This window comes from Asticcacaulis sp. P2_C5 (assembly GCF_056404555.1).
Window position 1 is genome coordinate 15,189 of the sequence record NZ_JBFUDU010000013.1, and the last position, 12,163, is coordinate 27,351.

9 protein-coding genes and 1 pseudogene are annotated in these 12,163 nt (G+C 60.6%); 9 read left to right on the forward strand and 1 reads right to left on the reverse strand.

Annotated features, from left to right (window positions below):
• Positions 1-40: 40 nt before the first annotated feature.
• The 3 genes from AC1DXO_RS20615 (at position 41) to AC1DXO_RS20625 (ending at position 6,217) form a co-directional block, all read left to right on the forward strand.
• Positions 41-3,202 carry a TonB-dependent receptor gene (locus AC1DXO_RS20615; protein ID WP_476980072.1) on the forward strand — a complete coding sequence of 1,054 codons (3,162 nt, stop codon included), beginning with the start codon at positions 41-43 and terminating at the stop codon, positions 3,200-3,202.
• 196 nt (positions 3,203-3,398) lie between these two features.
• Positions 3,399-5,456, forward strand: coding sequence for an oxidoreductase (locus AC1DXO_RS20620; protein WP_476980073.1), 2,058 nt, complete (start codon positions 3,399-3,401; stop codon positions 5,454-5,456).
• A gap of 14 nt (positions 5,457-5,470) precedes the next feature.
• Positions 5,471-6,217 carry an SURF1 family protein gene (locus AC1DXO_RS20625; RefSeq protein ID WP_476980074.1) on the forward strand — a complete coding sequence of 249 codons (747 nt, stop codon included), beginning with the start codon at positions 5,471-5,473 and terminating at the stop codon, positions 6,215-6,217.
• 308 nt (positions 6,218-6,525) lie between these two features.
• Here AC1DXO_RS20625 and AC1DXO_RS20630 read toward each other — a convergent pair whose 3' ends face one another.
• Entirely contained in the window at positions 6,526-6,969 is a 444-nt protein-coding gene (locus tag AC1DXO_RS20630) for a hypothetical protein (RefSeq protein WP_476980075.1), read from the reverse strand.
• 419 nt (positions 6,970-7,388) lie between these two features.
• On the opposite strand from AC1DXO_RS20630, the gene cyoA reads away from it, so the two are divergent.
• The 6 genes and pseudogenes from cyoA (at position 7,389) to AC1DXO_RS20660 (ending at position 12,139) form a co-directional block, all read left to right on the forward strand.
• Positions 7,389-8,345, forward strand: a complete 957-nt coding sequence (gene cyoA, locus AC1DXO_RS20635) for a ubiquinol oxidase subunit II (RefSeq protein WP_476980076.1) — start codon at positions 7,389-7,391, stop codon at positions 8,343-8,345.
• The gene (cyoB, locus tag AC1DXO_RS20640; RefSeq protein ID WP_476980077.1) at positions 8,345-10,366 is read left to right on the forward strand and encodes a cytochrome o ubiquinol oxidase subunit I; all 2,022 of its coding nucleotides are present in this window, start codon (positions 8,345-8,347) and stop codon (positions 10,364-10,366) included. The genes cyoA and cyoB overlap by 1 nt, the downstream gene beginning before the upstream one ends.
• Positions 10,363-11,007 (forward strand): cytochrome o ubiquinol oxidase subunit III, encoded by a 645-nt coding sequence (gene cyoC / locus AC1DXO_RS20645; protein ID WP_476980078.1) that lies wholly within the window; start codon positions 10,363-10,365, stop codon positions 11,005-11,007. The genes cyoB and cyoC overlap by 4 nt, the downstream gene beginning before the upstream one ends.
• Complete coding sequence (cyoD, locus tag AC1DXO_RS20650) at positions 11,007-11,444, forward strand: cytochrome o ubiquinol oxidase subunit IV (protein WP_476980079.1); 438 nt, start codon at positions 11,007-11,009, stop codon at positions 11,442-11,444. The genes cyoC and cyoD overlap by 1 nt, the downstream gene beginning before the upstream one ends.
• Positions 11,445-11,619: 175 nt before the next feature.
• Positions 11,620-11,802, forward strand: a pseudogene (locus AC1DXO_RS20655) (response regulator transcription factor); the annotation flags it as partial.
• A 109-nt stretch (positions 11,803-11,911) separates the two neighbouring features.
• Positions 11,912-12,139 carry a hypothetical protein gene (locus AC1DXO_RS20660; protein ID WP_476980227.1) on the forward strand — a complete coding sequence of 76 codons (228 nt, stop codon included), beginning with the start codon at positions 11,912-11,914 and terminating at the stop codon, positions 12,137-12,139.
• Positions 12,140-12,163: the final 24 nt, after the last annotated feature.

The window sequence follows — 12,163 nt, forward strand, 5'->3', positions numbered from 1 at the left end:
GAGGAGATAACCACCATAAAAACACGTTGGGAAAACAAAGATGAAACGCACAACTACACGTAAAACCGGGAGTCCTCTGCGCTCAGCGATTCTGTCCGGCGCCTCCACGCTGGCGCTGAGTGCCCTGGCCGGTTTGGCCCTGAATCTTACAATGAGTCAGTCGGCCCTGGCGCAAGACGCCGCTCCAGCCGCCGCCACGGGCGATGAAACCGTTGTCGTCGTCACCGGCATCCGCGGTTCGCTGCAGCGTTCAATGAATATCAAAAGAAACGCGACCGGTGTCGTCGACGCCATCACGGCTGAGGACATCGGCAAGTATCCGGACACCAACCTGGCCGAATCCGTCCAACGCATTCCTGGCGTCTCGATCGATCGCGTCAACGGTGCAGGCTCCAAGGTCACGGTCCGCGGTTTTGGCCCGGGCTTCAACCTGGTAACCCTGAATGGCCGCGTGATGCCGACAGCCAGCATTGACCTGATTGGGGGCGGCAACACCTTCGCCATGGGCGGTTCGCGTAGCTTCGACTTCTCGAATATCGCGTCGGACAGCATCAGCGGATTCGAAGTCTACAAGACCGGCAAGGCCAATGTCGCCTCCGGCGGCATCGGTGCGACGCTGAATATCAAGACCCTGCGCCCGATCAACAAGGCCGGTTCGACTGGCTCCGTTAGTATCAAGGGCCTGCACGGCGACAATATGGTCGACGGCAAGGACTGGACTCCGGAAGTCACCGGCGCCTACAGCTGGACCAACGATTCGAAGACCTTCGGCGTTGCCGTGTTCGGCCAGTATTCCGAAAGGGACGTGGCGACCCGCCAGGCGACCCAGAACAACTGGAACCTGGACACGCGCGCGCAATTCTATGACCCGAACAGCGGCCGTCTGCGCTATGCAGCCGATAAGACGACCCTGCTGACCCAGATCACCAATGCACCGCCGGCCGGGTCGCTTGTCGCCTATCCGAACGACAGCCGCTATGCCCTGTCACAGACCCACAACCAGCGCACCAATATCGGCGGAACCGTTCAGTTCCGTCCTACGGAAAACCTGCTGTTGACGCTGGACGCCGTGTATGTCGAGAACAAGGGCTCGGAACAACGCGCGGAACAAACCAACTGGTTCAACCGTCCGTTCGACAAGATCACGTTCGTCAAAGGCGAGTCCGGGATCTATAACGCCCTTTATCTCCAGGAAAACGAAAACGGCGTGAAGGACATCGGCTTCGAGCAGCAGCTCCTCGGCCAGAAAAACACGCTGAAGTCGGTCGGCTTCAACGCGAAGTACGATCTGAACGAACGTGCAAGCCTGACCTTCGACGTCCACAGCTCGGAAGGCAAGGCCACGCCGGACAACCCGAATGGCACCAGTTCGGTGATGATGTCGATCGGCGCCCCGGTCGTTTCCGCGCACTCCGTCGACTTTACCGGCGATATCCCCGTGCAGGCCTATACCGTCAACGACGCGCTGCGCGGCAATAACAACGGCAAGCTGGACGCTGGCGACCTCGGTTCGCAGGTGGCGCGCATGGCGACCAACAGCCAGACGCACAAGGTCGACGAAGCCAAGATCGATTTCAGCTACGACTTCGACGGCGAGAGCCGCTTCGACGCCGGCATCGACCTGATCAAGTCGCGTATGGAAACCACCACGGGCCAAACCTATCAGGCGCTGGGCGACTGGGGTATCGGCAATCCGGGCGATGTCGCGCAGTATGCACCGGGCCTGATCACCACCTTCGACCTGGGCAGCCTGTTCGAGGACTTCGAGCCGGGCCAGTCGAACATCGCCTTCCGCGGCAACGCGCTGGACATCTACCAGGCCCTGGCCAAGTCGACGCTGTACCACACCACCCTGCCGACCGCGGCGATGACGTCCAACGCCGTCGAAGAGCAAATCGCGGCGGCGTACGGCCAACTCACCATGAAGGGCGATTTCCTCGGCCGCCCGGCAACCGTCGTCGCCGGTTTGCGATACGAGAAGACCGATGTCACGGCTTCGGCCAAGCAAAGTACGCCTGTGGCCATTCGCTGGACCGCTGACAACGACTTCACGGTCGACAGCAGTTCGACCCTGGCCATCCAGGAATACCAGGCGGACTACGATCACTGGCTACCGAACCTGGATGTCTCGTGGAGCGCCACGGACGACGTGATCGTCCGGGCTTCGTTCTCGAAGACCATAGCACGCGCCGCCTACAGCAACCTGTTTGCGACGACGGCGCCGGGCACGCCGCCGCGTCCGACCGCCAACGGCACCAATCCGACGGCGACCAGTGGCAACCCTGGCCTGCTGCCGCTGGAATCAAGCAATGTCGACCTCTCGGTCGAATGGTACTACGGCAAGGACAGCTATATGTCCCTGGGCTTCTATAACAAGGACGTCGCAAACTTCGTCGGTACCGGCCGCATCCAGGCCAACCCGTTCGGCCTGCGTGACCCGTCGTCGGGCGCCGCCGGTTCTCGTTCGGGTATCGCCAAGGACCTGCTGGGCTCGATCAGCCAGTCGACGACCGACGTCAATCTGTTCACCATGACGGCGCTGTACGACCACTACCTGAAGACCGGCAGCACGCCGGCCACCGCCCAGAACCAGGCCAAGTCGGACTATCAGGCTCACCTGGACGGCAGCGGCAATCTGAGCCAGACCTATGTCGACCAGGTGCTGCAGGCCTATGACCTGGTGGCTGACGCCAACGACCCGCTGTTCGCGTTCGAGACCAACATCCCGGTCAACAACAAGACGGCAAACCTGCACGGCTTCGAATTCGCCTTCCAGCACTTCTTTGCCGATACAGGCTTCGGCGTGTCGGGCAGCCTGACGACGGTCAATGGCGATATCGCCTTCGACAACTCGGCGCCTCCGGGCACCCAGCAGTTCCCGCTGCTCGGTCTGTCGAACACCTATAACCTGACGGCCATTTACGATAAGGGTGCCTGGTCCGGCCGTGTTTCGTACAACTGGCGTGACGAATTCATCAACGCCACCAACATCGGTGCCCAGACCGATCCGGGTTACACCGAAGCGTTCGGTACGATTGATGCCTCGATCAACTATCAGATCTCCGCCAACCTCCAGGCAACCTTCGAAGGCCTGAACCTCAACAAAGCACACCTTCGTCAGCATGGTCGTGACACGACGAACCTGTATTTTGCCCAGGAACTTGACTCGCGCTACCAGCTTGGCCTGCGCTACAAGTTCTAATTAGAGTTGAATGTGAGTAACGGGAAAGGCTGCGGTTCGCCGCGGCCTTTTCTGTTTTGGCATTGCACCTTCCTGCACCGCAGGCCCTGTTCCTGCTGGCTAAAAACTGTGATCACATTCGTGTCGCCGGCTTTTCAAGTCGGGCAAGCGTGGATAGGGTGCGGCCAACCATAAAAACAGGGGAGCGGCCACCTCCATGCGAGATCCCAGATACGATATTTTGTTCGAGCCGGTGAAGATCGGCCCCGTCACCGCGCCCAACCGGTTCTACCAGGTGCCGCATTGCAACGGCATGGGCTACCGCCATCCGCTGGCCCTGGCGAAGATGCGCGAAACCAAGGCCGAGGGCGGCTGGGGCGTGGTGTGCACCGAAGAGGTCGAGATCCATCCGACTTCGGAATTCGCCCCTTATATCGAAGGCCGGCTATGGGACGACAGCGATATTCCGGCCATGGCCCTGATGGTCGAGGGTGTGCATCGCCATGGTGCCCTGGCCGGAATCGAACTGGCCTATAACGGTTTCGCCAATCCAAATCTCTACAGTCGCGAACCGCCGTTTTCGCCGAGCGGCGGGCCCGTCAAGTGCCAGAGCCCGATCCATACCCGCGCCATGGACCTTGGCGATATCCGCAATCTGCGCCACTGGCACAAGGCAGCGGTGCGGCGCGCCAAGGCGGCCGGCTTCGACATCATCTACTGTTATGCCGGGCACAATCTGTCGATCGCCATGCATTTCCTGTCGCGCGAGATGAACACGCGCAGCGATGAGTATGGCGGCAGTCTCGAAAACCGCGCGCGGCTGCTGCGCGAACTGATCGAGGACGCCAAGGACGCGGCGGGGGATACCTGCGCCATCGCCGTACGGCTGGCCGTAGACCAACTGCTGGGCGCGCGCGGCCTGACCTCAACCGGCGAGGGGCGCGAGGTGGTCGAGCTCTTGGCCGAACTGCCCGACCTGTGGGACGTCAACCTGGCCGACTGGTCCAATGACAGCGTGACGGCGCGCTTTTCCGAAGAGGGCGCGCAGGAGGCCTATACGGCATTCGTCAAGACGGTGACGACCAAGCCGGTGGTGGGTGTCGGCCGCTTTACCTCGCCTGATGCCATGGTCAGCCAGATCCGCCGTGGCGTGCTGGACCTGATCGGTGCGGCGCGCCCGTCGATCGCCGATCCGTTTTTGCCGGCCAAGGTGCGCGACGGTCAGGTCGACGATATCCGCGAATGTATCGGCTGCAATATCTGCGTCAGCGGCGATATGACCATCACACCCATCCGCTGCACCCAGAACCCAACCATGGGGGAGGAATGGCGGCGCGGCTGGCATCCCGAGCGGATTGCGCCGGCCGAGACGCCGGACCGCGTGCTGGTCGTGGGATCGGGACCGGCTGGACTGGAAGCCGCGCGGGCCCTGGCCAAACGCGGCATGACGGTCGTAATCGCCGAATCCGAGCGCGAACCGGGTGGACGGGTCCGGCTGGAGTCGCGGTTGCCGGGGTTGGCGACCTATAAACGCGTGGCCGATTACCGCCTGCAGCAACTACGCCAGATGCCGAATGTCGACTTCTATTTCGACAGCGCCATGACGGCGGACACGGTGCGGGAGTTGGGGATACCCAATGTCGTGCTGGCCACCGGATCGCGATGGCGGACCGACGGCATGGGGCGCAAGTCGCGTGTGCCGGTGCCGGGTGTGGCGGATAGTCGGGTATTGTCGCCGGACGCCGTCCTGCGTGGTGAAAGGCCAGACGGGCCCGTCCTGATCTATGACGACGACCACTACTATATGGCGGGCGTATTGGCCGAGCTTCTGGTGCGCGAAGGGTTCGATGTCGTATTGGCGACGCCGGCCCCTGTGGTGTCGCAATGGACGGAAAATACGCTCGAGCAGGGACGGATTCAGTCGCGTCTGGTTGAACTGGGCGTCGGGCTGATGTGCAATATGGCTTTGGTAAAAGGCGAGGGGGATCGGTTCGATCTGAAACCGATCTATGGCGGGCCGATCGTCGGCATTGAGGGGCGAACCCTGGTGCCGGTGACGTCGCGCGTGCCGGACGACGCCCTGTATCATGACCTGATGGCGGATCCGGAGGCCCTGGCGGCAGCCGGGATTGTCTCGACGTTGCGGATCGGCGATTGTCTGGCGCCTGGGACAGTGGCGGCCGCCGTGTATAGCGGGCATAAATGCGCGCAGACCTGGGGCCAACCGGTAGAAGCGGGATATGACTTCAAGCGGGAATTGGTCAGATTAGATTGAGAGGGCGGACGTCAATGCGACGGGTTATTGCGGCGGGGGTGATTGTGACCGCTATTGCCGGGTTCACCGCCTTGGGTGTGTGGCAGGTGCAGCGGCTGGTGTGGAAAAACGACCTGATCACCCGGGTCAATGCTCGGGTACATGCTCCTGCCGGGGAAGCGCCTGGGCGGACGTCGTGGGCCGGTATCACCGCGAAGAACGACGAATACCGCCATGTGACGGTGCACGGGCGGTTTTTGAATGACCGGGAGTCGCAAGTCTATACCCTGACCGATTACGGAGCCGGCTATTGGGTGATGACCCCGCTCGCTGTCGAAGACGGCACCATCGTCTACATCAATCGCGGCTATGTGCCGATGGAACAGCGCGATCCGGCGGTGCGGGCGGCGGGACAGGCGGCGGGGGAGGTGACGGTAACCGGGTTGCTGCGCATGCCGGAGGTCAAGGGTTGGCTGTTTTCCCAGGCCAACGATCCGACGCACGACGCCTGGTATCGACGGGACTTCGGCGCCATGGCGGCAAAGCATGGTTTAACAGACGTCGCACCCTATTTTATCGATGCCGATGCGACGGAAAACCCCGGCGGCTGGCCGAAGGGCGGGCTGACCAAGGTCGCCTTCCCGAACTCGCACCTGATGTATGCGCTGACCTGGTTTGCGCTGGCGGGGATGCTGGCCGGGGTGTCGGTGTGGCTGACGTGGTTTCGCAAGGAAGTGGAGGTTGCCCCCTCCGGCGAGACAAGCTCGCCACCTCCCCCGTGACGCCCTCCGGGCTACGGTGGAGGACTGACGAAAAAAGAAAATCACTGCTAGCTGCGTATCCGATTTCAACGGTACATGCCGATTTTTTACAGATCTCTTTTCTACACTGGGGGAAACGCTAATCAACCAGTCCTCCACCGTAGCGAAGTGTAACGAAACGTACGGGGGAGCGGGACGCCCCGTGGCGTGGCGAGCTTGTCGAGCCGGCCCGCGACCCGAAGCATTAGCGAAGGGTTGAGGGGGCATTTCTCAACACCAAAGCCGCCGGGACACCGGCGGCTTTGCCAAAAGACAATGAGGTAGCCCGATCAGACCTTTGAGGGTTCCGCGTGAGGCAGAGTGTTGACCCAGCTGCGCAGGGCGTCGTCCATATGACCCAGGACTGCGATGTGCAGGCGCTTGAACGGTTGGCCGGCCAGGGTCAGGAAGATCGAGAACATGCCGTATTGCGGCGCCGGCGAAAGGGCGGCGATCACGTCGGCCTTGCGAATGGTCGCGTCCAGCATCAGGCCGTTATATTCCAGGCGGTCTTCAAACAGGGTCAGCTTGCAGCGCCAGACCATAGGCGCGCCAAACAGGGCCGCCGCGATTGGAATCAGGCTGAGCAGGACGCCGCCGAATTGCGCCAGGACACCGTGGCCATGCGTATAGGATTGCATGACGCCCCAGACACCCATTGCGACCAGCGCCAAAGCGCCCACGATCAGGAGGGTTTTGAAGATCGGTCCGAACTGATAAACGCGTGGCGACATGGGTGGCTTCCTCGAACTTTCTTACAGCAGGTCAATTTATTTTAGCGCCTGCGTCAATTTGGCCCATGCTATCGGCAAATTCAGATTTTACAACGGTTTCTTTTGCAAATTCTGCTGTCGTTGGCGTCAAAAAACACCGGTATCTGCGGGTGACAGGACACCTTTCACGGCCGCGGACGGACGATTTGCCGGAATTTTTTACGCAGTTGCGAAAAAATTATTTGCCGCACTGCGACAAACTGCCTCTTGCGAGGGCGCAAAAAATGCTGTTTACGGCATTTCATAGCCCATAAAAAAAGTGCCGCCTGCGTCTCAACTCGTTTGTGTGATATAGGTTTTTTGTTGTGAAGCCACTGGAACGTCATCCGGCGCATCTGCGCCAGGCCGCGCCCGCAATACGCGTCTCAAGTTTTTCATTTATGTTGCGATGCAACATAAATCGCGCTCTGACATCGGCCAGCCTGGTTTTGGGCGCCGTGGTGCTAAGCGGTTGTCAAATGGCTGTGATGGACCCCAAGGGGCCCGTCGGCATGCAGGAAAAAGACCTGATCATCCTGGCCATGCTGCTGATGCTGATCCCGGTGGTGCCGGTGATCTTCATGACCCTGTGGTTCGCCTGGCGGTACCGGGCGTCGAACACCAAGGCCACCTATGCGCCGGATTTCGAACATTCCAACCGCATCGAGGCCGTGGTCTGGGCCATTCCGACCCTGATCATTCTGGCCCTGGGCGCCGTGACCTGGGTGTCGACCCACGCCCTCGACCCACACAAACCGGTCGCGCCCCACGCCAGCAAGCCCGATGCCCGGCCGATCGAGGTCGAGGTGGTGTCGCTGGACTGGAAATGGCTGTTCATCTACCCGCAGTACAATATCGCCTCGGTCAACGAACTGGCCTTGCCGGTCGGCACGCCGGTTCATTTCAAGCTGACCTCGGCCACCGTGATGAATTCGTTCTTCATCCCGCAACTGGGGTCGCAGATCTACACCATGACCGGCATGCAGACCCAGTTGTCGCTGCGCGCCGATGAAGTCGGGACCTATGACGGCATTTCGGCCAATTACAGCGGCGAGGGCTTTGCCGGAATGAAGTTCCAGGCGAGGGCGATGAGCGACGCCGATTTTGCTGCCTGGGTCGCCACGGCCAGGTCGGCGCCGGCAACGCTGGACGGTGCGGCCTATGCCAGCCTGGCCCAGCCCGGCCTGAGCGGCAAGCCGGTCTTCTACACCGCGCCCGATCCCACGCTGTTCCACAATATTCTCAACAACTGCACCGATGGCAAGCTGTGTACGGACCAGTCCGTCAACATGGCCGCGATGAAGGACATCGCGCCCGGCACCAGGATGTGCAAGAAGCCCGACGAGGCGAAAAGCTGATGCTCGTTCCGCACGCTGCCATTCACGACAGTCTTATCTTCGGGCGCCTGACCCTCGACTCCGTGCCGTGGCACGAACCGATCATCATGGTCGCCGGGGCCGGTATGGTCGGCGGCGCCATCCTGGTGCTGGGCCTGATCACCTACTTCAAGAAATGGACCTATCTGTGGGCCGAGTGGCTGACCTCGGTCGACCACAAGAAGATCGGCGCCATGTATATCATCCTGGCCCTGATCATGCTGTTGCGCGGTTTTGCCGACGCTCTGATGATGCGCACCCAGCAGGCCCTTGCGTCGAACGGTGGCCACGGCTATCTGCCGCCCGATCACTTCGACCAGATATTCACGGCGCACGGCGTCATCATGATCTTCTTCATGGCCATGCCCTTCGTTATCGGCCTGATGAACGTTGTCATGCCGTTGCAGATCGGGGCGCGCGACGTTGCCTTCCCCTATTTGAACAGCATGAGTTTCTGGCTGACGGCTGCCGGCGCCATCCTGGTCAATATATCGCTGGTCGTCGGTGAATTCGCCCATACCGGCTGGCTGGCCTATCCGCCGCTGTCGGAGGTGGCCTTCTCACCCGGCGTGGGGGTCGACTACTATATCTGGGCCCTGCAGATATCGGGGCTTGGGACCCTGCTGTCCGGCGTCAACCTGATCACCACCATTTTCAAGATGCGGGCGCCGGGCATGACCCTGATGCGCATGCCGGTTTTCACCTGGACGACCCTGTGCGCCAACATGCTTATCGTCGCCGCCTTTCCGATCCTGACCGTAACTCTCGCCATGCTGGGCCTGGATCGTTATCTGGGCATGCACTTCTTTACCAATGACGCGGGCGGCAACCCGATGATGTATGTCAACCTGATTTGGGCCTGGGGACACCCCGAGGTCTATATCCTGGTCCTGCCAGTTTTCGGCATCTTTTCCGAGGTCGTCGCCACCTTCTCGCGCAAGCGCCTGTTCGGTTATGACGCCATGGTCTACGCTACCATGGCCATCGGCGTGCTGTCGTTTATCGTCTGGCTGCACCACTTCTTCACCATGGGGGCAGGGGCCAATGTCAATGCCTTCTTCGGCATTACGACCATGATCATCTCGATCCCGACGGGGGTGAAGATCTTCAACTGGCTCTTCACCATGTACCGCGGGCGGGTGCGCCTGCAGGTCGCCATGCTGTGGACCCTGGGCTTTATCATCACCTTTGTCATCGGCGGGATGACCGGCGTGCTGATGGCCGTGCCGGGCGCCGATTACGTCCTGCACAACTCGGTCTTCCTGATCGCGCACTTCCACAATGTCATAATCGGCGGCGTTGTGTTCGGCTGTATCGCCGGGCTGAACTACTGGTTCCCCAAGGCCTTCGGCTTCCGCCTTCACGAAGGCCTGGGCAAGGTGTCGTTCTGGTTCTGGCTGGTCGGTTTCTATATCGCCTTTATGCCGCTGTACGCCCTGGGCCTGATGGGCATGACGCGGCGTCTCGACTATATGAACAATCCAGTGTGGCACGTCTATCTGATCGTCGCCGCCTGCGGGGCCCTGCTGATCTTCTTCGGCATCCTGGCCCAGATTGCCCAGATCATCTACAGCATCTGGAAGCGCGACGACCTGCGCGACCTGACCGGCGACCCGTGGGATGCCCGCACGCTGGAATGGGCGACCTCGTCGCCGCCGCCCTTCTATAACTTCGCCGTCGTGCCGAAGATCGGCAATCACGACGCCTTCTGGGACGCCAAGCAGACGGGCACGGCCTATGTCCAGCCTGCCAGCTATGCGCCGATCCATATGCCACACAACACCTATACCGGCTTCCTGATCGGCATCGTCAGTGTCGGCCTGGGCTTCGGGCTGGTGTGGCACATCTGGTGGATGGCGGCGGGTGCGCTGCTGGTCATGATCGGGCTGGGCATTGCCCATACCTTCAATGCGAACCGCGACTATTACGTCCCGGCGGAAGAGGTCGCAGCGATCGAAGCCGCCCGGTTTGCCGATCTGGCGCGTGCGGAGGTGAAGGCATGAGCAATCCCGTCAAAGCCGTGAAGGCCGAACTCGACTCTGCCTACGATCATAATCCGAACGATACACACCACGCCGATCATCACGATGAGGCTCCCAAGGTGACGCTGGGCTTCTGGATCTACCTGATGAGCGACTGCATCCTGTTCGCCTCGGTGTTTGCCGGCTACGCCGTGCTGAAAGACAATATCGCTGACGGTCCCAACGGCCGCGACCTGTTTGACCTGCCCTATGTAGCGATAGAAACGGCGCTTTTGCTGATCTCGTCCCTGACCTATGGCCTGGCCATGATCAGCATGGAGGCAAAGAAGCTGAAGGGCGTGATCACCTGGCTGGGCCTGACCGCCCTGTGCGGGCTGGGTTTCATGGCCATGGAAATCCACGAATTCGCTAAGCTGATCGGCGAGGGCAACGGCCCCGATCGTTCGGCCTTCCTGTCGGCCTTTTTCACCTTGGTCGGAACACACGGCCTGCACGTCACCTCGGGCCTGATCTGGATGGGCGCCATGTTCGTCCACCTGTTTCGCCGCGGCCTGACACCGGCCAACCGTATCCGCCTGATGACGCTGAGCCTGTTTTGGCATTTTCTCGACATTATCTGGATCGGCGTCTTCACGATCGTCTATCTGATGGGAGCCGCGTGATGAGCACACCCAATACGGCCAAGCCCAAAAAGGCGAAGACGGCGCATGTCCAGCCGGTCGATGTCGACCAGACAAAGACCGAGGCCCATCATCACGAAGATCATGGCCATGGCGGGGCCGGCCACGGGACGGTCAAATCCTATCTGATCGGTTTTGTGCTGTCGGTTGTGCTTACCGCCCTTCCGTTCGGCCTGACCATGGCGCATGTGCTACCGGTCTCGAGCCTGGTGCCGGTGCTGATTCTGGCCGCCGTGGTGCAGATTGTGGTGCATCTCTATTTTTTCCTGCACATGAACACGTCGTCCGGTCAGGTATGGAACAACGCCGCCTTCGTCTTTACCGTACTCATCGTCGGCATACTGATCGTCGGCTCGCTGTGGGTAATGTACCACCTGAATGCCAATATGATGCCCGGGATGATGCCAGAAAACGGATAAGTCGACTGATCATATGATGATCCGTGCCCGGCGACTGCGTCAAAAATCTCTCGCCAGGTCAACATAGCCGCACAGCGGCAAGTTGGATAATGACAATCTTAAGGCTAAAGGTTAGTCTGAACGTTCATCAGACGGCGGATGGTGAACAGTCAGAAACTCTGGGGCAGGTAGGGTAGTGTTAGACGACGGACTGGACGTTTGCGAACAACTGACGGAGCGGCAAAAGCAGGTTCTGCGCCTGGTCGCGCAGCACTGGCAGGAAAAGGAAATCGCGCGCGCCCTGGCTATTAGTGTGGCGACGGTCAAGGATCATGCCGGCATGGCGCGCCGGCGGCTGCGGGTCGACACGACGAAGAAGGCAGCGATGATGCTGCTGAGGTATGAGGCCCAAAAGCCGACTATACCCGCCGTAGGGTATACGCCGGACATAGTCGCCAAACCGCAGGAAGGCGTGTCAGGGTCAGGGCATGAACAAGCCCCTGAACCCGAACGACTACTATTTCCAACTGAGCTGGAACGACCTGGAGAACGCCTGGAGGATGCTGGCGTCTCCGGAGAAATTCATGGAAATAGATCCACTCATCCAGTCTCTGAAGACGCTGAACCGCGAGTGCGGCCCCGAGAAGGCAGCCTTTCACATGGTAGCGGCGACGGCCTGGCTGACGGACGACGGGGCTGGTTCGCAGGACGGCTGAAGAAACTGTCGGCTCTGGAATGCA

What these genes read in the sequence shown, in the direction of transcription:
- AC1DXO_RS20615 (WP_476980072.1), top strand. Translation starts at nt 41, where the DNA reads ATGAAACGCACAACTACACGTAAAACCGGGAGTCCTCTGCGCTCAGCG.
- AC1DXO_RS20620 (WP_476980073.1), top strand. Translation starts at nt 3,399, where the DNA reads ATGCGAGATCCCAGATACGATATTTTGTTCGAGCCGGTGAAGATCGGC.
- AC1DXO_RS20625 (WP_476980074.1), top strand. Translation starts at nt 5,471, where the DNA reads ATGCGACGGGTTATTGCGGCGGGGGTGATTGTGACCGCTATTGCCGGG.
- AC1DXO_RS20630 (WP_476980075.1), bottom strand. Translation starts at nt 6,969, where the DNA reads ATGTCGCCACGCGTTTATCAGTTCGGACCGATCTTCAAAACCCTCCTG.
- cyoA (WP_476980076.1), top strand. Translation starts at nt 7,389, where the DNA reads ATGTTGCGATGCAACATAAATCGCGCTCTGACATCGGCCAGCCTGGTT.
- cyoB (WP_476980077.1), top strand. Translation starts at nt 8,345, where the DNA reads ATGCTCGTTCCGCACGCTGCCATTCACGACAGTCTTATCTTCGGGCGC.
- cyoC (WP_476980078.1), top strand. Translation starts at nt 10,363, where the DNA reads ATGAGCAATCCCGTCAAAGCCGTGAAGGCCGAACTCGACTCTGCCTAC.
- cyoD (WP_476980079.1), top strand. Translation starts at nt 11,007, where the DNA reads ATGAGCACACCCAATACGGCCAAGCCCAAAAAGGCGAAGACGGCGCAT.
- AC1DXO_RS20660 (WP_476980227.1), top strand. Translation starts at nt 11,912, where the DNA reads ATGAACAAGCCCCTGAACCCGAACGACTACTATTTCCAACTGAGCTGG.